The sequence below is a fragment of the Bradyrhizobium betae genome (assembly GCF_004123905.1).
GTDB lineage: Bacteria > Pseudomonadota > Alphaproteobacteria > Rhizobiales > Xanthobacteraceae > Bradyrhizobium > Bradyrhizobium betae_A.
Window position 1 is genome coordinate 374,143 of the sequence record NZ_MZXW01000016.1, and the last position, 25,662, is coordinate 399,804.

General features: G+C 65.8%; 21 protein-coding genes. 14 read left to right on the forward strand and 7 right to left on the reverse strand.

What is annotated here, in order from left to right; translation table 11 throughout:
- The first annotated feature begins 69 nt into the window (after positions 1 to 69).
- From aroA to B5V03_RS41425, 14 genes are all read left to right on the forward strand, one after another.
- The gene (gene aroA, locus B5V03_RS11985) at positions 70 to 1,407 is read left to right on the forward strand and encodes a 3-phosphoshikimate 1-carboxyvinyltransferase (RefSeq protein WP_129270366.1); all 1,338 of its coding nucleotides are present in this window, start codon (positions 70 to 72) and stop codon (positions 1,405 to 1,407) included.
- Positions 1,404 to 2,042 (forward strand): (d)CMP kinase, encoded by a 639-nt coding sequence (gene cmk, locus B5V03_RS11990; RefSeq protein ID WP_129270368.1) that lies wholly within the window; start codon positions 1,404 to 1,406, stop codon positions 2,040 to 2,042. Before aroA ends, cmk begins: the two co-directional genes overlap by 4 nt.
- 263 nt (positions 2,043 to 2,305) lie before the next feature.
- Positions 2,306 to 4,012, forward strand: coding sequence for a 30S ribosomal protein S1 (rpsA, locus tag B5V03_RS11995; protein ID WP_129270371.1), 1,707 nt, complete (start codon positions 2,306 to 2,308; stop codon positions 4,010 to 4,012).
- Positions 4,013 to 4,373: 361 nt separating this feature from the next.
- On the forward strand, positions 4,374 to 5,354 hold the full coding sequence (gene sppA, locus B5V03_RS12000) for a signal peptide peptidase SppA (RefSeq protein ID WP_129270373.1): 981 nt from the start codon (positions 4,374 to 4,376) through the stop codon (positions 5,352 to 5,354).
- Positions 5,355 to 5,525: 171 nt separating this feature from the next.
- A complete protein-coding gene (locus B5V03_RS12005) occupies positions 5,526 to 5,831 on the forward strand; it encodes an integration host factor subunit beta (RefSeq protein ID WP_007598410.1) in 306 nt (101 codons plus the stop codon).
- 72 nt (positions 5,832 to 5,903) lie between these two features.
- Positions 5,904 to 6,296, forward strand: coding sequence for a lipopolysaccharide assembly protein LapA domain-containing protein (locus B5V03_RS12010; protein WP_129270375.1), 393 nt, complete (start codon positions 5,904 to 5,906; stop codon positions 6,294 to 6,296).
- Positions 6,297 to 6,360: 64 nt separating this feature from the next.
- Complete coding sequence (locus B5V03_RS12015; RefSeq protein ID WP_129270377.1) at positions 6,361 to 7,032, forward strand: phosphoribosylanthranilate isomerase; 672 nt, start codon at positions 6,361 to 6,363, stop codon at positions 7,030 to 7,032.
- Positions 7,029 to 8,246 (forward strand): tryptophan synthase subunit beta, encoded by a 1,218-nt coding sequence (gene trpB, locus B5V03_RS12020; RefSeq protein WP_129270379.1) that lies wholly within the window; start codon positions 7,029 to 7,031, stop codon positions 8,244 to 8,246. Before B5V03_RS12015 ends, trpB begins: the two co-directional genes overlap by 4 nt.
- A complete protein-coding gene (gene trpA, locus B5V03_RS12025) occupies positions 8,243 to 9,079 on the forward strand; it encodes a tryptophan synthase subunit alpha (RefSeq protein ID WP_129270381.1) in 837 nt (278 codons plus the stop codon). Before trpB ends, trpA begins: the two co-directional genes overlap by 4 nt.
- 110 nt (positions 9,080 to 9,189) lie before the next feature.
- Positions 9,190 to 10,131, forward strand: coding sequence for an acetyl-CoA carboxylase, carboxyltransferase subunit beta (accD, locus tag B5V03_RS12030; protein WP_129270383.1), 942 nt, complete (start codon positions 9,190 to 9,192; stop codon positions 10,129 to 10,131).
- Positions 10,128 to 11,471: a bifunctional folylpolyglutamate synthase/dihydrofolate synthase gene (locus B5V03_RS12035; RefSeq protein ID WP_129270385.1), complete on the forward strand. Its 1,344-nt coding sequence runs from the start codon at positions 10,128 to 10,130 to the stop codon at positions 11,469 to 11,471. The genes accD and B5V03_RS12035 overlap by 4 nt, the downstream gene beginning before the upstream one ends.
- 167 nt (positions 11,472 to 11,638) lie before the next feature.
- The gene (locus B5V03_RS12040) at positions 11,639 to 12,379 is read left to right on the forward strand and encodes a metallophosphoesterase family protein (protein ID WP_164987942.1); all 741 of its coding nucleotides are present in this window, start codon (positions 11,639 to 11,641) and stop codon (positions 12,377 to 12,379) included.
- A gap of 32 nt (positions 12,380 to 12,411) precedes the next feature.
- Positions 12,412 to 12,594 carry a hypothetical protein gene (locus B5V03_RS41420; RefSeq protein ID WP_164987943.1) on the forward strand — a complete coding sequence of 61 codons (183 nt, stop codon included), beginning with the start codon at positions 12,412 to 12,414 and terminating at the stop codon, positions 12,592 to 12,594.
- Positions 12,578 to 12,832: a hypothetical protein gene (locus B5V03_RS41425; protein WP_164987944.1), complete on the forward strand. Its 255-nt coding sequence runs from the start codon at positions 12,578 to 12,580 to the stop codon at positions 12,830 to 12,832. Before B5V03_RS41420 ends, B5V03_RS41425 begins: the two co-directional genes overlap by 17 nt.
- 73 nt (positions 12,833 to 12,905) lie before the next feature.
- On the opposite strand, the gene trxA is transcribed toward B5V03_RS41425, so the two are convergent.
- The 7 genes from trxA to B5V03_RS12080 form a co-directional block, all read right to left on the reverse strand.
- Positions 12,906 to 13,226 carry a thioredoxin gene (trxA, locus tag B5V03_RS12050; RefSeq protein WP_007598398.1) on the reverse strand — a complete coding sequence of 107 codons (321 nt, stop codon included), beginning with the start codon at positions 13,224 to 13,226 and terminating at the stop codon, positions 12,906 to 12,908.
- A 67-nt stretch (positions 13,227 to 13,293) separates the two neighbouring features.
- Positions 13,294 to 16,803 carry a double-strand break repair helicase AddA gene (gene addA / locus B5V03_RS12055; RefSeq protein WP_164987945.1) on the reverse strand — a complete coding sequence of 1,170 codons (3,510 nt, stop codon included), beginning with the start codon at positions 16,801 to 16,803 and terminating at the stop codon, positions 13,294 to 13,296.
- The gene (gene addB, locus B5V03_RS12060; RefSeq protein WP_129270391.1) at positions 16,797 to 19,943 is read right to left on the reverse strand and encodes a double-strand break repair protein AddB; all 3,147 of its coding nucleotides are present in this window, start codon (positions 19,941 to 19,943) and stop codon (positions 16,797 to 16,799) included. The genes addA and addB overlap by 7 nt, the downstream gene beginning before the upstream one ends.
- A gap of 245 nt (positions 19,944 to 20,188) precedes the next feature.
- Positions 20,189 to 20,911: a nucleotidyltransferase family protein gene (locus B5V03_RS12065; RefSeq protein ID WP_129270393.1), complete on the reverse strand. Its 723-nt coding sequence runs from the start codon at positions 20,909 to 20,911 to the stop codon at positions 20,189 to 20,191.
- A 139-nt stretch (positions 20,912 to 21,050) separates the two neighbouring features.
- A complete protein-coding gene (locus tag B5V03_RS12070; RefSeq protein ID WP_129270395.1) occupies positions 21,051 to 21,368 on the reverse strand; it encodes a PilZ domain-containing protein in 318 nt (105 codons plus the stop codon).
- 77 nt (positions 21,369 to 21,445) lie between these two features.
- Positions 21,446 to 22,972 carry a tRNA (adenosine(37)-N6)-threonylcarbamoyltransferase complex ATPase subunit type 1 TsaE gene (gene tsaE / locus B5V03_RS12075; RefSeq protein ID WP_129270397.1) on the reverse strand — a complete coding sequence of 509 codons (1,527 nt, stop codon included), beginning with the start codon at positions 22,970 to 22,972 and terminating at the stop codon, positions 21,446 to 21,448.
- Positions 22,969 to 25,473 carry a sensor histidine kinase gene (locus tag B5V03_RS12080; protein ID WP_129270399.1) on the reverse strand — a complete coding sequence of 835 codons (2,505 nt, stop codon included), beginning with the start codon at positions 25,471 to 25,473 and terminating at the stop codon, positions 22,969 to 22,971. Before B5V03_RS12080 ends, tsaE begins: the two co-directional genes overlap by 4 nt.
- Positions 25,474 to 25,662: the final 189 nt, after the last annotated feature.

Here is a 25,662-nt window from a genome sequence, read left to right on the forward strand (position 1 = left end):
TGCCCGTGACGGCGGGGAGCCCATGTGGTACCTGCCCCAAGCCTTTTGGGCCTATCCAAGGACACAATCTTGACCCATTCCGACAAGCCGACGCCGCTTCGGTCGCGCGCAAGCGGTCCCCTGACCGGGAAAGTACGGGTGCCCGGGGACAAGTCGATTTCCCACCGCGCCCTCATCCTGGGCGCGCTTGCGGTCGGCGAGACCCGGATTACGGGCCTGCTTGAGGGCGAGGACGTCCTCAACACCGCCAAATCCATGCAGGCGCTGGGCGCGACGGTCGAGCGCACCGGCGATTTCGCCTGGAAGGTGAACGGCGTGGGCGTCGGCGGCTTTGCCGAGCCCAAGGCGGCGCTGGATTTCGGCAATTCCGGCACCGGCTGCCGGCTGGTGATGGGTGCCGTCGCCGGTTGCCCGATCTCGGCGGTTTTCGACGGCGATGCCTCGCTGCGCAGCCGCCCGATGCGCAGGATCCTCGATCCGTTGGAAAAGATGGGCGCGAAGGTCGTCTCCGGCGGCGAGGGCGGCCGTCTGCCGCTGACTGTCCAGGGCGCACGCGACCCGCTGCCGATCACCTACAAGACGCCGGTTGCCTCGGCTCAGATCAAGTCGGCCGTGCTGCTGGCGGGCCTTGCCGCGCCGGGCACCACGACCGTGATCGAGAGCGAGGCCAGTCGCGACCACACCGAGCTGATGCTGAAGCATTTTGGCGCGGACATCACGTCCGTGCAGGAGGGCCGGCACGGCCGTCGCATCACGCTCGTCGGCCAGCCCGAGCTGCACGGCGCCAATGTCGTCGTGCCCGCCGATCCCTCTTCGGCGGCGTTCCCGATCGTTGCCGCGCTGATCGTCGAGGGCTCGGATGTCGTCCTGTCCGATGTCATGACCAATCCGCTGCGCACAGGCCTGTTCACGACACTGCGCGAAATGGGCGCTTCCATCGAGGAGAGCGAAGTCCGCGGCGATGCCGGCGAGCCGATGGCGCAGCTGCGCGTGCGCGCGTCAAAACTGCGCGGCGTCGAGGTGCCGCCGGAGCGCGCGCCCTCGATGATCGACGAATATCTGGTGCTGGCGGTGGCGGCTTCTTTCGCCGAAGGCACGACCATCATGCGCGGCCTCCAGGAGCTGCGCGTCAAGGAATCCGACCGTCTCGAAGCCACCGCCGACATGCTCCGCGTCAATGGCGTCAAGGTCACGGTCTCCGGCGATGATCTGATCGTCGAAGGCCGCGGCCACGTCCCCGGCGGTGGTACTGTCGCCACCCACATGGACCATCGCATCGCGATGTCCGCACTGGTGATGGGCTGCGCCTCCGACCAGCCCGTGACCGTCGACGACACCGCCTTCATCGCCACCAGCTTTCCGGACTTCATCCCGATGATGCGTTCGCTGGGGGCCGAGTTTTCATGATCATCGCCATCGACGGGCCTGCGGCCTCGGGCAAGGGCACGCTCGGCAAGCGGCTCGCCCATCATTACGGCTATCGTCATCTCGATACCGGCGTGATCTATCGCGCGGTGGCCTACGCCCTGATGCAGTCCGGTCATGATCTCCGGGACGAGGCGGCGGCGGTCGCGGCGGCGCAGGAACTCGATCCCGAGAAGTTCGGCAACCCCGCCCTAAAGACCCAGGAGGCCGGCGAGGGCGCCTCCATCGTTTCGGCGATCCCCAAAGTCCGTGAAGCGCTGCTCAATTTCCAGCGGCAATTCGCCGCCGATCCGCCGGGGGCCGTTCTGGACGGGCGAGACATTGGAACCGTGATCTGCCCCCATGCTGATGTGAAGATTTTCGTCGTCGCCGACCCCAGGGTCCGCGCCCACCGCCGCACCATGGAGGCGCGCGCGAGGGGCGAGGAGGCGGACGAGGCAGCCGTGCTTGCCGACATCATCCGGCGCGACGAACGCGACAAGAACCGGCCGATTGCGCCTTTGAAACCCGCCCCGGATGCTTACTTGCTAGATAACTCCCAACTCGATATAGAAGGCGGCGTCCGGGCCGCCATCGACATTATCGAGGCCGTCCGAGCGGGCCGGTCGCGGGGTTAAGCCGCTGCCGTCATTGGAGGAAGCGCCCGCTCCCGCTCTTTGAGGTCGATACCCCGATCCCCCGCTTGGGACCGGCGCGATCCAGGCTCCGGACACAGATTCCACGTATCGAACGTGCGGGCCTCAGCCGGCCCGCTTCCGCTGTTTCGCCTCCAGGCCGGAGCAGCGAGCGGTCGCTCGAAGGTCATGCGGACCTTCCGACACTGCGCGTGCGATGCGCCCAAGAACCCAACGGCCGGCATACTTCCGCAACTGGAGAACAAATGGCTTCGATTTCTGCTGATACCTACAGCCCGTCGCGCGACGATTTCGCCGCGATGCTCGACGAGTCCTTCGCAGGTGGCAACCTGCAGGAGAGCTCCGTCGTCAAGGGCAAGGTTGTTGCAATTGAAAAGGACATGGCCGTCATCGACGTCGGCCTGAAGACCGAGGGCCGCGTTGCCCTGCGCGAATTTTCCGGCCCCGGCCGTGACAGCGAGATCAAGGTCGGCGACGAGGTGGAAGTGTTCCTCGATCGGATCGAGAACGCCCTCGGCGAAGCCGTGCTGTCGCGCGACAAGGCGCGCCGCGAAGAGAGCTGGGGCAAGCTCGAGAAGGCCTTCCAGAACAACGAGAAGGTCAACGGCGTCATCTTCAACCAGGTCAAGGGCGGCTTCACCGTCGACCTCGACGGTGCCGTGGCCTTCCTGCCGCGCTCGCAGGTCGACATCCGTCCGATCCGCGACGTTGCGCCGCTGATGAACAACTCGCAGCCGTTCCAGATCCTCAAGATGGACCGTCGCCGCGGCAACATCGTGGTGTCGCGCCGCACGGTTCTCGAAGAGACCCGCGCCGAGCAGCGCCAGGAGCTGGTGCAAAACCTCGAAGAGGGTCAGGTCATCGACGGTGTGGTCAAGAACATCACCGATTACGGTGCGTTCGTTGATCTCGGCGGCATCGACGGCCTGCTGCACGTCACCGACATCGCGTGGCGCCGCGTCAACCACCCGACCGAGGTGCTCTCGATCGGTCAGACCGTGAAGGTCAAGATCATCAAGATCAACCACGAGACGCACCGCATCTCGCTGGGCATGAAGCAGCTGCTGGACGATCCGTGGCAGGGCATCGAAGCCAAGTACCCGCTGGGTTCGCGCTTCACGGGCCGCGTCACCAACATCACCGACTACGGTGCGTTCGTCGAGCTCGAGCCGGGCATCGAAGGCCTGATCCACGTCTCCGAGATGTCGTGGACCAAGAAGAACATGCACCCCGGCAAGATCGTGTCGACTTCGCAGGAAGTCGACGTGCAGGTGCTGGAAGTCGATTCCGTCAAGCGCCGCATCTCGCTCGGCCTCAAGCAGACCATGCGCAACCCCTGGGAGGTCTTCGTCGAAGGTCACCCGACCGGTTCGACCGTCGAGGGCGAAGTCAAGAACAAGACCGAGTTCGGTCTGTTCCTGGGTCTCGAAGGCGACGTCGACGGCATGGTCCATCTCTCCGACCTCGACTGGAAGCAGCCGGGCGAGCAGGTGATCGACAACTACAAGAAGGGCGACGTGGTGAAAGCCGTGGTGCTCGATGTGGACGTCGAGAAGGAGCGTATCTCGCTCGGCATCAAGCAGCTCGAAGGCGACCCCTTCGCCGAGCCGGGCGATGTCAAGAAGGGCGCCGTCGTGACCTGCGAAGTGCTCGAAGTGAAGGAAAGCGGCATCGAGGTGAAGATCATCGGGACCGACTTCTCGACCTTCATCAAGCGCTCGGAGCTCGCGCGTGACCGCAACGACCAGCGCGCCGAACGCTTCGCCGTCGGCGAGAAGGTCGATGCCCGCGTGATCCAGTTCGACAAGAAGGCCCGCAAGGTCCAGGTGTCGATCAAGGCGCTCGAAGTCGCCGAAGAGAAGGAAGCCATCGCGCAGTACGGCTCCTCCGATTCGGGAGCGACGCTGGGCGACATTCTCGGCACCGCGCTCAAGAACCGCGACAGCAAGTAAGCGAAACGTTCGTTTCGCTGTCATCAAAGCCCCGGCGCAAGCCGGGGCTTTTTTGTTGCGGCGGCATACTCCGCTGTCGTCCCGGACAAGCGTAGCGAAGCGGAGCGCCGATCCGGGACCCATAAACACAGGGAGTGGTTTGGCGAAGACTCGGAGTTACGAGCCTTGCGCAACAACTTCTCCCTGGGGTTATGGGTCCCCGCGTTCGCGGGGACGACAGCGGGGGATGTGGCAGCATCTCTGCCTACGCAGCCGCAGGCCTTGTTTTCTTCTAATTGCGCCGCAATTGATGTATCCAGATAAGCCATTGGTCACGCTGTGACGGCACAACGCGCCCAGCCTTTCATTTGGAGACATTCCGATGTCGCTCGATTCGGACATCATCGTCGATCGCCGCAGGATCCGCCGCAAGCTGACGTTCTGGCGCGTGTTGGCCGCGCTGATCGCGATCGCGGCGATTGCGGGCTTTGCGCTGGTCGCGACACCCGGTGCGCGCGGCACCTTCGCATCCGCCGGCTCGATCGCGCGGGTCCAGATCGAGGGCCTGATCCGCAGCGATTCCGAGCGCACGCAGGCGCTGGAGCGGCTGGAGAATTCGCAGGCCGCCGCCGTCATCGTCCACATCAACTCGCCGGGCGGCACCACCGCCGGCTCCGAGCAGCTCTACGATTCGCTCACGCGCCTGAAAGCGAAGAAGCCGCTCGTCGTCGTGGTCGAGGGCCTCGCCGCCTCCGGCGGCTACATCACGGCGATCGCGAGCGACCACATTATCGCGCAGCAGAGCTCGCTGGTCGGATCGATCGGCGTGCTGTTCCAGTTTCCCAACGTCTCCGAGCTCCTGAAGACCGTCGGCGTCAAGGTCGAGGAGGTGAAGTCCTCGCCGCTGAAGGCCGCGCCCAACGGATTTGAGCCGACCAGCCCCGAGGCACGCGCGGCGCTCGATGCGCTGGTGAAGGATTCCTATGCCTGGTTCAAGGATCTGGTGAAGCAGCGCCGTGGCATGGATGACACGCAGCTGGAAAAAGTTGCCGATGGCCGCGTCTTCACCGGACGCCAGGCGATTGATCTCAAGCTGATCGATCAGATCGGCGACGAGAAGGCGGCGGTCACCTGGCTCGAGGAGCAGAAGAGCGTCAAGAAGGGGCTCCCCGTCCGCGATTACAAGCTCCAGCCTCGTTTCAGCGACCTGCCGTTCCTCAAGACGGCGGCTGCCGTGACGCTGGAAGCGCTTGGTTTAGGCTCGATTGCGCATCAAATCGGGCAAACCGGTGTCGTTCAGGCTGTCGATCGGTTCGGAATGGATGGAATGCTGGCCCTGTGGCAGCCCGCTGCGTCGAATTGACGGGAGCGGGCGAGCCCAAGACCTTTTTCCCGTCTGGCGGGTGGAGGGTCAGCCCGCTTTTTTGGCATTTGTCACGTGTTTTCACGACGCTCAACCTTCATTTAGCGTCTTGACAGATCACGGTATTTTCACGGAAATGGTCATCCGCACGCTTCCGGGTCCTATCTCTCGATGATCAAATCCGAACTTGTTCAGCGTATCGCCGAGCACAACCCGCATCTGTACCAGCGGGATGTCGAGAACATTGTGAATGCGATTCTCGAAGAGATCGTAGCGGCTCTCGCACGCGGTGACCGCGTCGAGTTGCGCGGCTTCGGTGCCTTCTCGGTCAAGCATCGCCCTGCACGCGCAGGGCGCAATCCGCGCACGGGCGCCCATGTGCCCGTCGACCAGAAGAGCGTTCCGTTCTTCAAGACCGGCAAGGAAATGCGTGAGCGCCTGAATCGCGACCATCCGGATCCCGGCGCCCCCGATTAAACGCTGTCGTCCGAATTTAACCGAACGGCCGCATGATGCGGCAGCAAGCTTGATTCAAGACGAGCGATCGCGATGCGAAAGTTCCTGACCGCGCTGATCGTGATTCCGCTGGGCCTGATCCTGGTGACCTTCGCTGTCGCCAACCGGCATGACGTCACGGTCTCCTTCGATCCCTTCTTGGCGAACGATCCGGCGCTGTCGCGCACAATGCCGTTGTTTCTGTTGCTGATCCTGGTGGCCGCGCTGGGCGTCATCGCCGGCGGCTGTGCTGCCTGGTTCGGCCAGCGGCGCTGGCGCCGCGCCGCGCGCCGGCATGAGGCTGATGCCCGGGCCGCGCGGGTCGAACTGGCCGGCCTCCAGGCCCGGGCGGCTGCAGCCAAGCCCGAGTCCCAGCGCCTCCCCGTCCCCTCCGGGATGGGTCTTTACGGGCCCGCCGGGCGAGACAAGCAGCGCGCGACGTTGTAGAAGCGGCCCCAACCGAAAACCCGTTTCCCGGCCGCAGCTTGCGGCCTTCACCTGCTTTGAGACCATGTCCCTGCTCGTCAAAATCTGCGGCCTGTCCACGCGCGAGACGCTCGACGTCGCGCTCGACGCTGGCGCAGACATGGTGGGGTTCGTGTTCTTCCCGCCCTCGCCGCGGCACATCTCGCTGGAGGCTGGGCGCGACCTCGGCCGGCAGGTGAAGCGGCGCGCGCTGAAAGTGGCGCTTACCGTCGATGCCGACGATGCGACGCTCGACAACATCATGGACGCGCTGTCGCCGGACATCTTCCAGCTCCACGGCAGTGAGAGCGTGGCGCGGCTGCGCGACATCAAGCAGAAGTTCGGCCGCCCGGTGATGAAGGCGGTGCCGGTCGCAACATCGGCCGATCTCGCCGTGCTATCAGGCTACGCCGCGGTCGCCGACCGCATCCTGTTCGATGCGCGCGCACCGAAGGACGCGACCCGGCCCGGCGGCTTGGGTGCGCCGTTCGACTGGCACCTGCTCGAAAATCTCGATCTGAAATTACCCTACATGGTCTCGGGCGGGCTTCACGCCGATAACGTTGCCGAGGCCCTCCGCGTCACCCGCGCCGGTGGCGTCGACGTGTCCTCCGGTGTCGAAAGCGCCCCCGGCGTGAAAGATCCGGAGATGATCAAGGCCTTCATTCGCGCCGCGCGCGCCACCCAAGATGCAAGTCAAGAGTTGAGCGTCCGATGAATATTGTGAAACCCAATTCCTACCGCAGCGGCCCGGACGAGCGCGGCCATTTCGGCATCTTTGGCGGACGCTTCGTCGCCGAAACCCTGATGCCGCTGATCCTCGATCTGGAGAAGGCCTACACCGCGGCCAAGGCCGATCCGGCCTTTCAGGCCGAGATGAACGGCTATCTCAAGAACTACGTCGGCCGGCCCTCGCCGCTCTATTTCGCCGAGCGCCTCACCGAGCATCTCGGCGGCGCCAAGATTTACCTGAAGCGCGAAGAGCTCAACCACACCGGTTCGCACAAGGTGAACAACGTGCTCGGCCAGATCATGCTGGCGCGGCGGATGGGCAAGAAGCGCATCATCGCCGAGACCGGCGCCGGCCAGCACGGCGTCGCCACCGCGACGCTGTGCGCGCGCTTCGGCCTGGAATGCGTGGTCTATATGGGCGCGGTCGATGTCGATCGGCAGCAGCCCAACGTCATCCGCATGGAGATGCTGGGCGCAACGGTGGTCCCGGTGCAGTCCGGCACGCGCACGCTGAAGGACGCGATGAACGAGGCGCTGCGCGATTGGGTCACCAACGTGCACAACACCTTCTACTGCATCGGCACGGTGGCGGGCCCGCATCCCTATCCGACGCTGGTGCGCGACTTCCAGTCGATCATCGGCAACGAGACCAAGACGCAGATGCAGGAGATCGAAGGCCGCCTGCCGGACTCGCTCGTCGCCTGCATCGGTGGCGGCTCGAACGCGATGGGTCTGTTCCATCCCTTCCTCGACGATTCCACCATCGAGATTTTTGGCGTCGAAGCCGCGGGCCACGGGCTCACGCAGCTGCATGCGGCCTCGATCGCAGGCGGCCGCCCCGGCGTGCTCCACGGCAACCGCACCTATCTCCTGATGGATGCCGACGGCCAGATCCAGGACGCGCATTCGATCTCGGCCGGCCTCGACTATCCCGGCATCGGCCCCGAGCATTCCTGGCTGCACGAGATCGGCCGCGTCAATTATCTCTCCGCGACCGACGACGAGGCGCTCGCCGCGTTCCAGCTGCTGTCGAAGCTCGAAGGCATCATCCCCGCGCTCGAGCCCGCGCATGCCATCGCCAAGGTGATGGAGCTCGCACCGAAGCGACCCAAAGACCACCTGATGGTCGTCAATCTTTCCGGCCGCGGCGACAAGGACGTTCCGCAGGTCGGCGATATTCTGAAGGGCAAGAGCAAGTGACCACGCGTATCGACACCCGTTTCGCTGAATTGAAGAAAGAGGGCCGCGCGGCCTTCGTCACCTATGTGATGGCCGGCGATCCCGATCTCTCGACGTCGCTCGAGATCGTCAAGGCGCTGCCCAAGGCAGGCTCCGACGTCATCGAACTCGGCATTCCCTTCACCGATCCGATGGCTGATGGTCCCTCGATTCAGGCGGCAGGTCTGCGCGCGCTCAAGAACGGCATGACCTTGAAGAAGACGCTGGACCTCGTGCGCGGCTTCCGCAAGGACGACAATTTCACGCCGCTGGTGCTGATGGGCTATTACAATCCGATCTACATTTACGGCGTCGACAAGTTTTTGGCTGATGCGAAGACGGCCGGCGTCGACGGCCTGATCATCGTCGATTTGCCGCCGGAGGAAGACGACGAGCTCTGCATTCCTGCGCTGAAGGCGGGCCTGAACTTCATTCGCCTCGCGACCCCGACCACCGACGACAAGCGCCTGCCGGCGGTGCTCGCGAACACATCGGGCTTTGTCTATTACGTCTCTATCGCCGGCATCACCGGTGCAGCCGCGGCGGACGCGAATGCCGTCGGTGAAGCCGTCGCGCGCATCAAGCGGCATACCAAGCTGCCGATCTGCGTTGGTTTTGGCATCCGCACGCCGGAGGCGGCGCGCGCCATTGCCGAGAAGGCCGATGGTTCGGTGGTCGGCACCGCGCTGGTCGATGCGCTCAAGAACAGCCTCGATGCCGAGGGCCGCGTGACCGCCAAAACCGTTAACGCCGTCGCCGAGCTGACGGCGGCCCTGGCCCAGGGCGTCAAGGGCGCGCAACAGGCGGCCGGATAGGCCACAATTCCGCTGCTCGGGCGGGCGACACGGCGGCTTGCCGGGCAGGGGCCCGGCCGCCATATATTCCTTCAGGCGGTCCCTTGGGGGTTCGCACATCGGAGCAAACCATGAACTGGCTTACCAATGTGGTCCGGCCGAAGATCCGCAACATGCTGCGGCGGGAGACGCCGGAGAATCTGTGGATCAAGTGCCCGGATTCCGGACAGCTCGTGTTCTACAAGGACGTCGAGGCCAACCAGTTCGTTATCCCCGGCTCGAACTACCACATGCGCATGGGTGCGGTGGCGCGTCTGAAGTCGATCTTCGACAACGAGACCTGGTTCGATGTGGCACTGCCTGATGTCACGCCCGATCCGCTCAAGTTTCGCGACGAGAAAAAATACGTCGACCGCATCAAGGACGCGCGTGCGCGCACCAACCTCAATGACGCGATCAAGGTCGGCTACGGCAAGCTCGAAGGCGCCGCCGTCGTCGTCGCCGTGCAGGATTTCGATTTCATGGGCGGCTCGCTCGGCATGGCCGCGGGCGAAGCCATTGTGCGCGGGCTGGAGCTCGCGGTCGAGAAGAAGTCGCCGTTCATCGTGTTCGCGGCATCGGGCGGCGCGCGCATGCAGGAAGGCATCTTGTCGCTGATGCAGATGCCGCGCACCACCGTTGCTGTGCAGATGCTGCGCGAGGCAAAACAGCCCTACATCGTCGTGCTGACCAACCCGACGACCGGCGGCGTCACCGCGTCCTACGCGATGCTCGGCGACGTGCAGATCGCCGAGCCCGGTGCGCTCATTGGCTTTGCCGGTGCGCGCGTGATCGAGCAGACCATCCGCGAGAAATTGCCGGAAGGTTTCCAGCGCGCCGAATATCTGAAGGACCACGGCATGGTCGACATGGTCGTGCATCGCCACGAACTGCGTCCGACCCTGGCGCGGCTCTGCCGCCTGCTGACCAAGGCGCCGGCGCAGGAGGGGGCGTCGAAATCGGTGCAGCCGGTCGTCAGCCCGACGCAGATCGTATCGGCCGCTGAGACGGCGCCGGCTGCGCCCCACGCGTGAACGCCCCCTCTGACAGCGCGAAGCCGTCGCTCGGTGAATTGATCGGGCGGCTGTCGGCCCTGCATCAGAAGCGCATCGATCTCGGGCTGGAGCGGATGCAGCGCCTGCTCGAGCGGCTCGGCCACCCCGAACGCAAGCTGCCGCCGGTGATCCACGTCGCCGGCACCAACGGCAAGGGTTCGACCGTTGCCTATCTGCGCGCAACGCTGGAGGCCGCCGGCCTGCGCGTGCATGCCTACACCTCGCCGTATCTCGTCCGCATCAACGAATGTTTCCGGCTCGGCCGCGTCGGCGGTGGCGTGCTCGTTGGCGACGACGAGTTGTACGCTGCGCTGGAAGAGGTCGAGCGCGTCAATGCGGGCGAGGCCGCGACCGTCTTCGAGCTGAAGACTGCCGCTGCCTTTCATCTCTTCGCGCAGAACCCGGCCGATGCGGTGCTGCTCGAAGTCGGCCTCGGCGGCAGGCTCGATTCGACCAATGTGGTCGACACGCCGGCGGCCTGCGTGATCACGCCTGTCAGCATGGACCACATGGACTTCCTCGGCGATACGTTGACGTCGATCGCCGGCGAGAAGGCCGCGATCATCAAGCGCGGCGTGCCCGTGATTTGCGCCGAGCAGACAGGCGAAGCGATGGCCGTGATCGAGACGCAGGCCAAGCGCATGCGCGCGCCGCTGTTTGCCGCGAACGAGAGCTGGCACATCAATGTCGAGCACGGGCGTCTGGTCTATTCGGACGATCGCGGGTTGATGGATCTCACCGCCCCGCGCCTGTTCGGCCGCCATCAGTTCGACAATGCCGGCTTGGCGATCGCGACGCTGCGGGCGATTCCGGCGTTCAAGGTCAACCAGGCGGCCTTCGAGGCCGGCATCGTCGGCGCCGAATGGCCGGCGCGGATGCAGCGCCTCACCTCGGGAGAGTTGCTCGGCTGGGGGCCGCAGGGCAGCGAGATCTGGCTCGACGGCGGTCACAATGCCGAAGGCGGCCGCGTTGTGGCGGCTGCGCTCGGCGATCTCGAAGAGCGGGTGTCGCGGCCGCTGGTGGTGATCGCTGGCATGATGGCCAACAAGGACCCGCAGGCGTTTCTCGCCAATTTCGCCGGCCTCACCCGTCACATCATCGCGGTGCCGATCCCCGGCACCGAGGCCGCGATGCCGGTCGATCGCCTTGCGGACGCCGCGCGCAGCCTCGGCATGCGCGTCGAAACCGTGCCCGGGATCGAGGTTGCGCTGCGGGCTCTGTCGAAGCTTGCCTATGAGGTGCCGCCGCGCATTTTGATCACCGGCTCGCTCTATCTGGCCGGCCACGTGCTGGGGCTGAACGGCACGCCTCCTGCATGAGTTCTCGTGTCCCGGACGCGGTGCAGCGTGCAACGCTGCTCCGCAGAGCCGGGACCCAGAAGCCAGATGGACCCCCGGCTATGCAGCGGCACCGCTCCTGGACGATGCTTCGCATCGCCCAGGGAAGCGCTGCGCTGCGTCCGGGGCACGATAGAGAGTGAGTGCCAATGCGTTTTGCCACGATTGCCGATGTTCACGGAAACTATCTCGCGCTGGAGGCGGTGCTCGCCGACATCCGCACCCTTGGGATCACCGACATCGTCAATCTCGGCGACATGCTGAGCGGTCCGCTCGATGCGCGCCGGACCATCGAGATCCTGATGAAGCTCGATGCCGTGCATGTGCTCGGCAATCACGACCGCTATCTGCTCGACCGTCCGCCGGAGAAGATGGGCTCGTGGGACCGTCCCGCCCATGCGCAGCTCAACGCCGAGCACCTCGACTGGCTGGGCGCGCAGCCGATGACGCGCGTGTTTCGCGACCAGGTTTTCCTCTGCCACGCGACGCCTGGCAACGACGAAGTCTATTGGCTCGACACCGTACATCCCGACGGCACGGTGGCGCTATCGCCGCTCGACCGCATCGAGCAGTTCGCGGAAGGCATCACGCAATCTCTGATCCTCTGCGCCCACACCCATCTCGCCCGTGCCGTGCGCTTGCGCGACGGCAGGCTGGTGGTCAATCCCGGCAGTGTCGGCAGCCCCGGCTATCGCGATGTGGATCCGTTCCCGCATCTCGTCGAAGCCGGCACGCCGCACGCGCGCTACGCGATCCTCGAGCTGACGGACGGTGCCTGGCAGGTCACGTTCCGCCACGTCGGGTACGACCACGAGACGATGGCCGCGCTCGCACGCCGCAACGATCAGCCGGAGCTGGCGAACGCGCTGGCGACGGGGTGGGTGAAGTAGCCGTATAACCATATAAAAAGGGGGAGCACACCATGGACGACGAACACGTCTGGCAGCACGAATACGCCATCGAGACGTCGGCAACCGCCGAGACGATCTGGCGCATCTTTCGCGACGTACCCGGCTGGAAAAACTGGAATGCCGGCATCGAGCAGATCGACATCGACGGGCCGTTTTGCGGCCGGCACCTGGTTCACCATGAAGCCGCCCGGTGAGGAGGCGCTACGCTCGCAACTGGTCGAGGTTCGCGAGAATGCGTGCTTCGTCGACGAAACCCGGGTCGGCGATCTCGCCATCCTGGTCGCCCATCGCATCGAGTCGCTTGGACCGGCGCGCACGCGCATCGTTTACGCCGTCGATGCCCGAGGGCCGCAAGCGTCCGAGATCGGACCGGCCGTTGCGTCGGATTTTCCCGAGGTTCTCGCGAGCCTGGCCAAGCTCGCCGAGAAATAAAGCGCTCGTCGGGCTACGCAAAACAAAACGGCCGGCGTGACGCCGGCCGTTGCACAAACTCAAAAGACGCGGATCAGACCGCCGACGTGATCCACTGCTGGAGCTTCGCCTTCGGCGCCGCGCCGACTTGGCGGGAGGCCATCTCGCCGCCCTTGAAGATCATCAGGGTCGGGATCGACATCACGCCATACTTCGACGCGGTCTTCGGGCTCTCGTCGACGTTGAGCTTCACGATCTTGACCTTGTCGCCCATCGCGCCGGCGATCTCGTCGAGGGCGGGTGCGATCATGCGGCAGGGGCCGCACCACTCCGCCCAGAAATCGACGACGACGGGACCGTTCGCCTTGAGCACTTCGGCTTCGAAATCGGTATCAGAAACCTTGCCAACGGCCATGGGAGTACCTCACTCGGTTGAAAGAATCGGCGCGACGTGGAATCGCGCCCGGGATCATGCCGTCAACCTATGAACGGCCCCTTGCCGGGTCAAGGACGCTCACACTGAGATGAAGGGATGCCAGCGCCGCGTCCAGCGCGGGGGCTGAAATCTCCATATATTCAAGGGCCTCGGTCCAGAGCAGGACGGCCCGGATGGGCTTTTGGGGATAAAGCCGCACCAGCACCGCCCGGTACAGCGCGAGTTGCCGGACATAGACGGCAGGCGCGGCGGCCGCGCTCTTGGGCGCCGCCTGGTTGGTCTTGAAATCGACGATCAAAACCTCATCCGGACGAACGACCAGCCGGTCGATCTGCCCCGACACCAGCGCCGGCGGCCGCCCCGCCCGGTCGAGCTTGCCGACGATGGCGACTTCCGCCCGGCTGCCGGCGGCAAACACCGGCGCAAAGCGCGGCTCGGCGATCAAAGCGAGCACCTTGTCGGCCAGCGCAGCGCGGTCAGCCTCGGTCCAGCCCGCGGCATTGCGCGCCATGAACCCGAGCGCGGCCTCGCGCCGGCGCTCGGCGGCGATGTCAGGCAGCGATTGCAGCAGCCGGTGCACCAGCGTGCCGCGTTGCAGCGCCAGTGCGCGGGACTGGACCGATTCGCCTGATCGTACGCTGCGGCCTTCCTCGGCGGACTGGCCGGAGGGGCGCACCATATCGTCGTCGATGGTCTCGCGCGGCGCCGGCGTCCGCAGCCAGTCAGGCAGTGCGACCGACTGGTCCACGGACGTCGCAGGTGTGCCCAGTGCTGGGACATCCTCGGGACGAGCGAATCGGGTCACTTTGCCGAGCGGCGTCTCGATCGTCTCTTTGGCCAGGCCCGAGCCGGTGAGGCCGGTGTCGACCAGATCGTACCAGCTCAGCTTGCGGACCGTCTTCATGTTGCCGGGCATGCAGCCGCCGACGATCAGCCGGTCGGCCGCGCGCGTCATCGCGACATAGAGCAGGCGGCGATATTCGTCCTCGGTCTCGTCGATCATCGCCTTGCGCGCCTCGGCGACGGGCTTGGGATCGTCGGCCTTGCGCCCGGCCCAGACCACCACCTCGCCGCCATTGCCGCGCGGCACGTGGATCAGCCGGACTCGCTGCGAATCCGCGGGCGACGACGTGGTGTCGACCATGAATACGACCGAGGCTTCGAGGCCCTTGGCGCCGTGCACGGTCATCACCCGCACCTCGTCGCGCGAGATCTCCATGTCGCGCTTCACCTCGGTGTCGGCCGAGCGCAGCCAGGCCATGAAGCCCTGCAGAGAGGCTGGTGCCTTGCGCTCGTAGTTCAGCGCCAGCTCCAGAAATTCGTCGAGCGCGTCATTGGCCTCATGGCCGAGCCGGCGCAGGATGCGCGCGCGCCCACCGTCGCCGCCGAGCAGCCAGGCGTAGAACGCGAACGGTGTTTCCTCGCGCGCCCGCACCTCGCAGGCATCAAGCCGCCGCAGCACGGCGGCGAACTTCTCGCTTTCGGCAGCATGCTCACCGAGCGCGCGGCGCAGCGATCCCTTGCGACCATGGGCGAGCTGAAACAGATCGTCGTCATCGAGCCCGAACAGCGGGCTTTTCAGCGCCACCGCGAGCGCGAGATCGTCCTGCGGTAGCAGCAGCGCGTCCGCAAGGTTCATCAAATCGATGATGCCGATGTGCTCGGTCAGCTTGAGCCGGTCGGCGCCCGCGACCGGAACGTTGGCGTGCTTCAGCGCCTGGATCACGGCGTCGAACGCATTGCCGCGCCGGCGCACCAGGATCAGCATATCGCCATAGCGCAGCGGACGGCGCTCGCCTTCGTGCCCCGTCAGCGTGCCGCTCTCGACCAGCCGCTTGATCTCGGTCTGGATGCGGCGGGCAAGTTTGACTTCGGGGCTGGTGGCGGCAACGCCGTCGAACGGCGCGCGCCAGCCCTCGATCTCCTGCCGGTCGTCGGCGACTGCCAGGTCCCAGAGCTCGATCACGCTCGGGCCGGCATCGGCGAGCGCGTTGTGCAGGGGATGGCCGATCTCGACCGAATGGATGCTCTTGTAGATCTCCTGCTCGCGGAAGACGTGGTCCACCGAATGCAGGATCGCGGCGCCCGAGCGGAACGAATAGGTGAAGGCGACCGGATCGAACTTCAGACCGGCGGCGGTGAACTTGCGATGCAGCTCGCGCTTGCGGGCGTCGAATTCATGGGGGTCGGCGCCCTGGAACGAGAAGATCGACTGTTTCTCGTCGCCGACCGCGAAGACGGTGCGGTTCAACCCCTCGCGTGCGCCTTCGCCCGCGGTGAATTCGGAGATGATATGCGCGACGATGTCCCATTGCCGGGGGCTCGTGTCCTGCGCTTCGTCGATCAGCACGTGGTCGACGCCGCGGTCGAGCTTGTAATGCACCCAGCCCGAGGAGACGCGGTTGAGCATCGCCAGCGTCTTGTCGATGAGATCGTCGTAGTCGAGCAGCCCGCGCTCCTGCTTTTCTCGGCGGTAGTTCGCGGCAGCGGCGGTCGCGATGTGCAAGAGAGCCGCGGTGCGGTCGCGCATGGTGACCGCCCGGCGCTTCTCGATCAAACCGCCGAGGCGGGACGCCTCATTCTCGAACAGGCGCGCGACGGACGGATTGTTCTCACCGAACTTCCTGGTCAGCACCGCCTTGCGCGGCAGCTTATCGTCGGTGAGAAAAACGCCGAGATAGGCATCGACCTGCGCAGCGCCGGAAAACGCCTTTGCCTCGCGGAGCCGGCCGGCCTGGTCGTTGTCGGACTTGCTGCCATCCTCCAGCGCGAATGCGATGTCATCCCAGCGCGCTCGCGGCAGGTACGGGCCGTCGAGAATCTCCGTCTCGACGTCCTCGATGCGGTCGCTCGCGTTTACGCCGAGCACGGCCGCCATCTGTTCAGCCGCGGCGCCGGCGTTCCCGGCCTCGTCAGTCCAGGCCATGAAATGGTCGCGGCTGAGACAAGCCTCGCGCACGACCTCCTTGAAGGTGACGTCGGCAGCGCTTTCCATCGCGGTCAGCAGCGCGCGGCCGGTGACGCTCTGCGGATCGCGCGCAGCCTCGAGCAGCACCTTCAGATTGGCCCGCTCCATCATGTCGGTCTGGTCGCGCTCGTCGATCACAGAAAAGCGCGCCGGCACATTGGCCTCGAACGGAAACTGCTGGAGCAGGCGCGTGCACAGTGCGTGGATGGTCTGCACCTTCAATCCGCCCGGCGTCTCCAGCGCGCAGGCGAACAGCTTTCGCGCGTCGCGCCGCAATTTTCGATCAGGATGCGGGATGCCGACGGCGCGGATCGCGGCATCGAGCCCGGTATCATCCAGCGTCACCCAATGGCCAAGCGTGGTGAACACGCGCTCGGCCATGTTGGCCGCAGCCGCCTTGGTGAAGGTGATGCAGAGGATCTTTTCCGGCGGCACGCCCGACATCAGCAGGCGGATCACCCGCTGCACCAGCACATGCGTCTTGCCCGAGCCGGCATTCGCCGACACGAAGGCCGACGCGGTCGGATCGGACGCACGCGCCTGCCGCGCGCGGACCTCGTCGGGGATCGGACGCGGCAGCTTCACCATTCCTCGATCCCCAGGCCGCCGGCCGCGGACCATTCCTTGATCCGGGCGAGATCGTCATAGGTGCCGTAGCGGTTGGTCCACATCGGCAGGTTCAGCGAGGTGTAGGGCTGGTTCTCGTCGTCGAAGGCGCGGATCAGCGCCTCCAGCTTGGCGCGCGCTTCCGCCGCGGCCGTGTCGGGCGGTTGCGGCTCGTCGCCCTGCTTGAACTTGAGCTCGAGGATGCGTTCCTCGCCGGGTGGATTGTTGCCGCTCAGCCGGACATAGACCAGCTGACTCACGGAGGCGCCGGCGTCGATGTCGGGAAAGCCGCCCTCGCGCAGGATGGCGGCTTCCAGCGTGAGCTGCGGCGACAGACCCATGCGGACCTGCTTGCCGGTCGGCGGCTGGCCGGTCTTGTAGTCGAGGATGGCGTAGCCGCCGCCCTGGCGCCGCTCGATGCGGTCGGCGCGGGCGGACAGCTTGAAGCTGCGGGTACTGTCGAGCGGGATCGAAATCTCGCCGCGGGTCTCCGCCGTAATCGCTTCGATCACGTCGCGACGCGCCGTCTCCCATTCGCCGAACCAGCGCGCGATGCGCTGGAAGCGCGGCCACCACAGCGCGCGTGCCTCGGGCCGCTCCATCAGCGGCGCAAAGTATTTTTCGCCGATCGCACGCAGCACGCGGGAGGGATCGTCGGGCAGACGCGCGGCGTAAGTCTCGGTGAATTCGCCGAGCGCATCGTGGATCGCGGAGCCACGGTCTGCGGCTGACAGCGGCATGTCGACAGGATCGAGCGCATCGAGCCGCAAAATGAGCTTGGCGTAGATCGTGTAGGGATCGCGCAACCAGTCCTCGATTGCGGTCACCGACATGCTGAGCGGTCGCGTCGCGCGCGGCGGCCGCGGCTCGGGCTGCTTGACCGGCTTGACCTCGTCGGGCTGGTCCAGCGCGTCCGCGAACTGCACATATTTTTCGCCGGCGCGAATGGCCGCCTTCCAGAGATCGTCACCAGCAACGGCCTCCAGCCGGTGCAGGAAGCGCGAGGCCACCGCCGGCGCGCCGCCGGCCTTGGCGGAATGGGTGAGGATCACCTCGCCGCCGCCGAGCAGCTGCGCAAAATCGTGCGCGGAGAGGCCGATGCGTCGTTCCGGCAGATCGAGGCCAAGCTCGTGCCGCATCGGCCGGCTCAGCCAGGGATCGATCCGCGGCGCCGGCGGCCAGACGCCCTCGATCAGGCCACCGACGATGATGCGGTCGGCCTGCATCAGGCGCGATTCCAGTGGGCCGTAGATCTGGAGCTGCGCGCCCGGCTTGTCGCGCCGCCGCACCGCGCGGTCGCTGAATGCGGTCTGGAACACGTCGGCGTAGTCGGGCAGCGTCACCATCAAGCCGCTGGTGGTGCCGCCGCGCAGGAGGTCGTCGAAGGCACCGGCGAGCGCGAGGCCCTCGCGCTCCTCGAAGGCGAGCGGAATGCCCTGCTCGTCGCGCGACAGCTCGATCATGATCTCGCGATGCCGGTGCGCGAGCTCGGCGAAGTCGAATGGCTTTGACGATGCGAGGCTCTCGATCGGCGCCAGTGCCTTTTGCAAGCCATCGATCAGCGTCTGGATGCGATCGAGGTCTTCTGCCTTCAGCCGCGCGCGGGGCTCGGCGTGGTGGAGCGCGGAAACTTCCTTGCGCTCTAGCTTGGCTAGCTCGTCGCGAAAGCGCTTGAATTCGCGCAGCAGGCCGGCCGTGCCCGCGGGCGGGCGCGTACCGCGCAGGAGCGCGAGCTCCAGACCTTCGATCGCCGCCTTCCATGCACCCGGCGCGCGGCCGAGCCGGCACAGCGGATGCTTCAGCATCGCCAGCAGCGTCGGCGGCTCCAATCCCTTGGTCGCCGCTTCCGCGGTGAGCCGCGCAAAGACGCCGGCGGAGGTTTCCATCAGGACGTCGCCGCCGGAATCGTCAAACGCGAGATCCCATCGGGTCAGCGCGGCCATCACCCGGCGCGCCAGCGCGCGGTCCGGCGTCACCAGCGCTGCCGATTTGTCGAGATGCCGCGCCTCGCGCATGGCAATGGCGATCGCAAGCGCTTCCATTTCAGGGTTGGGCGCTTCGACGACGGCAAGGTTCGTCATGCCGCCGGAGATCTTCGCGGCGACATCCGGCTGCTTCAGCCGGTCGTGCCAGACTTCGGTCTTGGCGGACGGCCGCATCGATTCGGAGGCGAGCAGATCGCGGCCGCCGTCGGCCGGCGGCTGGAGGATCTCGACGTCGCTGCGCTTGATTCCGAAGCGATCGAGCAGCGCATGCATCGCGTATTGCGGATGGTTCGACGCCGGATGCTCCGCGAACTTGCCGAGTGAATCGCGCAACCCCCCGATGCTGCGCCAGGCGTCGTCGTCGAGATCGGTGTCGAGACCCGGCAGCACCACGGCGCCATGCGGCAGCGAGGCGACCGCATGGAGGAATTTTGCGGTGGCCGGCATCGAGCCGGTCGAGCCGGCCGCGATCACGGGGCCATGGGGATGTGCGGTCAGACGTTTTGCTTCCGCCGCAATCAGGAGGTCGCGCCGTGCCGCCGGCTCGATCCGGTTGATCTCGGCGAGATGACCGGGCCAGGCGATGCGGGCGATGCGCAAGAATTCGAGCGAGTGCTGCCAGTAACGGTCGAGCATATCCGGCACGAGGCCATCGAGCGCGCTCCAGTCGACGCCGCGCGTGACCATGTCGTCGATCAGGCGGGCGAGATCGCCGGCAAGCGCCAGCGTCGAGGCGGGGCCGCCGACCACCAGCGGCGACAGCACCGGGCCCTTGGCCCAGGCGGCGACGAGCTGCGCCAGCGTCAGCCGCCGTTCGAGCTCGCCGAGCCTCGGTGGAATCTCGAGCGGCGTTGCGCCGGAAAATTGTTCGCCTTCCTCAGCGAAGGCGAGCTCGTCTTCGTCGATATCGCCGAGCGCGACGATGCGCGGCAGCACCACGGCGTCCGCCTTCATTTCATCGAGGAAGATCTCGCGGACCACGCGCATGGCGCGCCGGGTCGGCAGGTACAGCGTGACGTCCGCCAGCCGCGCCGGCTCCTTGCGCGCCTCGAATCCGTCGACCAGCCGGCCGTCCAGCAGGCCTGATACGATGGTGCGCAGGAACGGAACTGAGAGGGGAACGCTGAAGACGCGCATGGGCTGCCTGATTCGGGAATCAGGCGCCAATATAGGGAGGCGACGTCAAATGGTCATGGGGCGAGGCGGGGTCATCCCCGCTGTTCGCGGGGCCGATAGTCTCGTGCCCCGGACGCAGTGCAGCACGTAGTGATGCGCTGCTGAGCCGGGGCCCAGTCACTTCGGTCCGCACGCGAGGATGAAGTGGGTCCCGGCTCTGCGGCGGCACTTCGCGCCGCACCGCGTCCGGGACAAGAGAGTGGCCCCTACGCCACGCTCTCCAGAAACGCCTCTTCCGCCGCATGCACCGCATCAGGCGTGCCGACATGCATCCAGACGCCGTCGAGGCGCAGGCCGAACAGCCGCTCCTGCTCGTTGGCACGGTCGAACATCTTGGTCAGCGAGAACTCGCCCTGCGGCGCATCGGCGAAGATCGCAGGCGACAGGATCGCCGCGCCTGCATAGACGAACGGAACGATCTCTTTTTCCTTGCGCTTGCGCAGCGCACCGTCGGGCAGCATGCCGTAATCGCCGCGGCCGCTATAGCCGATGCTGGTCGCGGTCGGCGCCATCAGCAGCAGGATGTCCATGCGCTCGGGGTCGAAATTTTCCGCAAGCCGCGCCAGATTGGAGCGCACGCCGTCGATCCAGAGCGTGTCGGAATTGACGTGGAAGAACGGCTCATTGCCGAGCAGCGGCAGCGCCTTGACCACGCCGCCGCCGGTGCCGAGCACCTGGTCGCGCTCGTCGGAGATGGTCACGCGCGGAAGCTGGCGCGAGGCGGTGTGATCGATGATCTGGTCCGGCAAATAGTGCACATTGACCACGGCCTCAGTCACGCCGGCATGGCCGAGCTTGTCGAGCACATGGTCGAGCAGCGGCTGTCCCGCCACCGGTACCATCGGCTTCGGCATCTTGTCCGTCAGCGGACGCATGCGCAGGCCGAACCCTGCGGCGAGCACCATGGCTTTGGTCGGCTTGACGGACATCCTTTGCTTTCTCAGATTCTTCTGTCTCGAACCAATTGATTTCGCGTTTGCAGCAATCCTAGCACGGGACTCAATCAGCCGCACCGCGTCTTAACCGCCTTAATCACCTGCGGTGACGGTTGTGCGACGGGTGTTGCTGTCACGCCCCAACGGCTGTGGAACGCGCCTTTTTCTTCTTGTCGCCGATCTTCAGGAAATTGACTCCGATCTGGTCGCCATTGACCCAGGCCAGCTCGCAGCGCCGGTACGCTAATCCCGTGGACGACAGCAGGAGAAAGAATTCCTTCAGATGCAGGCCTTCGACCGAACCGTCGATGGTCAGCTTGGCGCCGCTCTCGGAGACGTCCTCCATGGTGCATTCGCGCCGCCAGGTGCCGTCGATACCCATCATCTGGGCCGGTATCCCGCGCTCGAAAACAACCCGGCTGTTGCCACGCTGGTCCGTCTTGGCCGCCATCTGCCCTTGCTCCAGCCCCGTATTCATCCGGCGGCCTGCGGGCGATGATACCGATGCGATGGCTAACAGCCGGTAAATCAGGTTCCGGATTGGGGCGGCGGGACGTTGGCCAGGTACCAGTCGCGCAAATGCTCAAGCGTGGGATGCGCCAGCGAGCGCTGGAGATAGGTCCAGATCCGCGGCTGGTGGCGCAGATAATGCGGCTTACCGTCGCGGCGGTTGAGCCGGGCGAAGGTGCCGAGCAGGCGGGTGTTCCGCTGCGCCGACATGATGGCGTAGAGCTCGGCGAAGCCGGCCGGATCGAAGCCCGCGTCATCGGCGCGCCGCGCCTTGATGTAGCGCGACAGCAATGTCAGCTCGATGTTTTCGGGCACGTCGATGCGGGCGTCCTGGAGCAGCGACACCACGTCGTAGGATTTCGGTCCGAGCACGGTGTCCTGGAAATCGATCACGCCGACGCGCGCGATGCCTGCACGGTCAGCAAGCCAGATCAGATTGGGCGAGTGGTAGTCGCGGATGATCCACGTCTTCGGTGCGGCCAGCGGTTTCTTCAGAAGCTCGCGCCACATCGCGAAAAATTCGGCGCGCTTCTCGTCGCTCAGCGGTGCGTTGCGATCGGGTAGATACCATTCCGGCATCAGTCCGATTTCGATCAGCATCGCCTCTGTGTCGAAGATGGGAATGGCGTAGCTCTGCCCGTCCAGCGGCAGCGTCTCCGGCAGCGTCTTGCCGTGCAGTACAGCGAGCACGTCGGTCGCAGCTTCGTAGCGCTCGGAAATCGGACGCGGCGGATCGCCCTCGATCACGCCTTCACTGCCGAAATCTTCGCTGATCAGAAAACCGTGGTCGAGATCGATATGGTGGATTACGGGCGCGGAGATGCCTTGCGCGCGCAGACCTTCATCGATGGCGACGAACGGCTTGACGTTCTCGGCGAGATGCACCGCGGCGCTGTAGGATTTTCCGTTGTACATCGCAGCGCCGTCGGGGCGCTGCGGAGAGTTCATGAGGATGACGATCTCGCCGTCGCGCAGCAGCCGCGCATAGGAGCGGGTCGAGGCATCGCCGGCCATGCGCTTGCGCGTGGCGTCGATATAACCGGATGCGTCGAGGAATTCGCGCAGCGCCTTCAGCCGCGCAACAGTGGCGGCGGCCTTGCCGTAACCGGTGATGTCGGCGGCGCGCGCATTCGAGCCCAGCGCCGGCCGGTGCGTCAGAATGATGTCGATGCGATCCTGCGGCATCGCCGACGGCGCCCGCTCCGGCCATTCGATCAGGACGAGCGTTGCATCGGGCAGCGGCGACAGCCCGATCTCCTCGAGCTCACCCTCGTCCTCGACGCGGTAGAGATCGGCATGCATGACCGGAAACGGCGGCAGGTCGTAGCCTTGCACCAAGGTGAAGGTCGGGCTCGGCACTTCGAGTTCGTCGTCGCCGGCGAGGTAGCGGATCAGCGCGCGCGCGGCCGCGGTCTTGCCGGCACCGAGATCGCCGGTCAGGGTGATGACGTCGCCGGGCCCGACCAGCAGCGCGAGGTCGGCCATCAATTGCGCAGTCGCCGTCTCGTTGTGAAGCGCGACGGGGAATGTGGTGGGCGCGCTCATTCGGCGGCGTCGCGATGCGCCGCCTGGTCGGTCGGGAAGTCACAGATCACGACCGTGCCCCTGCCCACGATCGAATCCACCCGCACCTTGCCGCCATGCAGCTCGACGAAGGAGCGCACCAGCGACAGGCCGAGCCCGGCGCCGCGGTGACGCGAGCCCTGCGAGCGGCTTTCGAACCAGTTGAATACCTTGTCCTTCATGTCGGCAGGTATTCCAGGTCCGGAATCTGTCACGGTGAAGACCACACTGCGTTCGGTGCGCCGCGCGCTGATGCCGACGGTGGAATCCTGTGGAGAAAACCCGACGGCGTTGGCGAGTAGATTATACAGCACCTGTACCACGCGCTTCTCGTCGCCGACGAAGCTGCCGATATCGGGCGCAATCTCGACCTTGAGGCGGATGCGGTCGGTGGCGAGGCGATCCTGGATGCCTTCGGCGGCGAGCTCGATGGTCTTGCTGACGTCGACCGGGCCGAGTTCCAGCTTCATCGCGCCGGCGTCGATGGTGGCGAGATCGAGGATGTTGTTGGTGAGCGCGAGCAGCGCGTTGGTCGATTTGGTGACGTAGTCGAGATATTCGGCCTGTTTCGGCGTCAGCGGCCCGGTCGAGGGATCGCTGAGGAAATGCGCGAAGCCGATGATGGTGGTCAGCGGCGAGCGCAGCTCGTAGGAGACGTGGTGGACGAAATCCACCTTCATCTGGTCGGCGGTCTCCAGCGCCTCGTTGCGCTCGCGCAGCGCACGCTCGACGTTCTCGGTGTCGGTGATGTCCTGGAACGTCAGCATGGTGGCGCCGTCGGGCAGCGGCCGGATCATGCCGTCGAGCACGCTGCCGTCCTTGCGCTCCAGCTTCAGCGGCACGTCGGCGCGGTTCTCGATCGAGGTGATGGCTTCGCGGATCTGCCGCCAGACCGCGGGTTCGTCGAACAGCTGATGGCACCAGCCTTCGACGGTCTGGATATGCGGCTCGTCGCGCATGGCGTCGCTCGACAGCTTCCACATCCGGACGAAGGCCGGGTTGAACAGCTGCGCCTTGCCGTTGCTGCCGAACACCGCGACGCCCTCGGCGAGGCTGTCCAGCGTCTCGCGCTGGACGCGGATCATGCGGTCGAAGCGGCGGGCCAGCTCGAGGCTCTCGGTGACGTCGTCGAACAGATAGGTGACGCCGCCTTCCGGGTTCGGCGTGGTGACGACGGAGAGCGCGCGGCCGTCGGGCAGATACCAGGTGTCCTTGGCGGCCTCGACCGCGCGATAGGCCTCATGCAGTTTTACTTTCCAGGCGCGGAAATCCGGCTGCTCCGGCAGCTTGCGCGCCGCGCGGAGCTGGTCGAGCACGCTGGAATCGTCGGGATTGGCGTCGAGGAAGGTGCGGTCGAGGTCCCACAGCCGCCGGTAGGAATCGTTGTAGAAGGCGAGCCGGCGATGGCCGTCGAACACGGCAACGCCCGAGGAGAGCTGGTCGAGCGTGCGGCGATGGGCTTCCGCCATCCGCACCAGCGCCGAGCTCAGCCCGTCGGCTTCGCCCGCGTCGATGGCGACGCCGACACTGCCGCTGCCGACATTGACGGCGCGCACGTCATAGATGCGCCGCTCGCCGCCGATCACGATCGGCAGCCGTGAGGTGAAATTGGCGGCATCCTTCAGCCCCCGCTCCATCGCGGTGCGGTCGGCGCTGTCGAGCAGCTCGAGCTTGCGTTCCTGGGCGTCAGTGACGCTGGCCGCTTCGGTCGCGCGCACATAGGCCGGATTGGCGAAAGTGAGTGCGCCGTTCTCGGCCTTGGCCCAGATCGGCCAGGGTGCGGCAGCAGCAAAGCCGCGCAGCATCTCGGTTTCGTCGGAGAGCGCCTTATAGCGAAGATTGGTTTCGGCGAGGTCGCGTCGAAGTCCCGAGAGTTCTCGAATCCTGACAATGGCTTGACCGCCGATGGCGCGGCCGAGCGCTTCCAGCGTGCGACCGTTGGCGGTGGTCAGCGTCAGCTGGAACCCGTCGCCGCGGTCGCGCAACGCGTCGACGGCGTGGTCCATCTGCAGCGCGGGTTCCGGCGGCAGCCAGGTTCCGAATGCGAGTACACGCTGCGGCGTGGGGTCGCGCGGCAGCACCATTGCGATGTCGCCGGAAATCTGCGCGCGGTCGTCGCCGGCCGGCCAGGAGATCAGGATCTGCGGCTCGGCGAACAGCAGCGCGCCGTAGCGGTCGGCCTGGAGCTGCAGCTCTCCGATTCGCGCGCGCAACCGCGCCTCGCTCTTCGCCTTGCCGACGCGCGTGCGCATCAGCAGGATGGCGGCCACGACCGAGAAGCCGAGCAGCGCGAGCGCGGTGGCGAGCACCGCGAGTTCCTGCCGGTTGAAGTCCAGCAATGTTGAAAGTGTATCGATGAGCTCGGCGGCCTCAGCCGGCGCAGCCGGCAGCAGCGCTGCGAGAGCGCCTCCCAGCAGGCCGTTGCGCGCCAACGAAGTGCACGACAACAGCGTCCGACGCATCGACACGATCACGCCTGACATAGTTGCCCCAAGACCGCACAGATTTACGCGCGACGACCCCCGTCGCGCGCGAATCAAAGGACAATACCCTCACCGCGACTCCACCGGTAAGAGTCCAGATCGTGAACGCAAAGGCAGCCCCCCAAAAATGCCCGGTGCCGGGTTCCAACCCACGTAGTTCTTCGGGATGATTCGGCTGAAGCTGTCGTG

Coding starts and splice junctions, on each gene's coding strand:
- cmk (WP_129270368.1), top strand. CDS start 1,404: ATGATCATCGCCATCGACGGGCCTGCGGCCTCGGGCAAGGGCACGCTC.
- rpsA (WP_129270371.1), top strand. CDS start 2,306: ATGGCTTCGATTTCTGCTGATACCTACAGCCCGTCGCGCGACGATTTC.
- sppA (WP_129270373.1), top strand. CDS start 4,374: ATGTCGCTCGATTCGGACATCATCGTCGATCGCCGCAGGATCCGCCGC.
- B5V03_RS12005 (WP_007598410.1), top strand. CDS start 5,526: ATGATCAAATCCGAACTTGTTCAGCGTATCGCCGAGCACAACCCGCAT.
- B5V03_RS12010 (WP_129270375.1), top strand. CDS start 5,904: ATGCGAAAGTTCCTGACCGCGCTGATCGTGATTCCGCTGGGCCTGATC.
- B5V03_RS12015 (WP_129270377.1), top strand. CDS start 6,361: ATGTCCCTGCTCGTCAAAATCTGCGGCCTGTCCACGCGCGAGACGCTC.
- trpB (WP_129270379.1), top strand. CDS start 7,029: ATGAATATTGTGAAACCCAATTCCTACCGCAGCGGCCCGGACGAGCGC.
- accD (WP_129270383.1), top strand. CDS start 9,190: ATGAACTGGCTTACCAATGTGGTCCGGCCGAAGATCCGCAACATGCTG.
- B5V03_RS12040 (WP_164987942.1), top strand. CDS start 11,639: ATGCGTTTTGCCACGATTGCCGATGTTCACGGAAACTATCTCGCGCTG.
- B5V03_RS41420 (WP_164987943.1), top strand. CDS start 12,412: ATGGACGACGAACACGTCTGGCAGCACGAATACGCCATCGAGACGTCG.
- B5V03_RS41425 (WP_164987944.1), top strand. CDS start 12,578: ATGAAGCCGCCCGGTGAGGAGGCGCTACGCTCGCAACTGGTCGAGGTT.
- trxA (WP_007598398.1), bottom strand. CDS start 13,226: ATGGCCGTTGGCAAGGTTTCTGATACCGATTTCGAAGCCGAAGTGCTC.
- addA (WP_164987945.1), bottom strand. CDS start 16,803: ATGGTGAAGCTGCCGCGTCCGATCCCCGACGAGGTCCGCGCGCGGCAG.
- addB (WP_129270391.1), bottom strand. CDS start 19,943: ATGCGCGTCTTCAGCGTTCCCCTCTCAGTTCCGTTCCTGCGCACCATC.
- B5V03_RS12065 (WP_129270393.1), bottom strand. CDS start 20,911: ATGTCCGTCAAGCCGACCAAAGCCATGGTGCTCGCCGCAGGGTTCGGC.
- B5V03_RS12070 (WP_129270395.1), bottom strand. CDS start 21,368: ATGGCGGCCAAGACGGACCAGCGTGGCAACAGCCGGGTTGTTTTCGAG.
- tsaE (WP_129270397.1), bottom strand. CDS start 22,972: ATGAGCGCGCCCACCACATTCCCCGTCGCGCTTCACAACGAGACGGCG.
- B5V03_RS12080 (WP_129270399.1), bottom strand. CDS start 25,473: ATGTCAGGCGTGATCGTGTCGATGCGTCGGACGCTGTTGTCGTGCACT.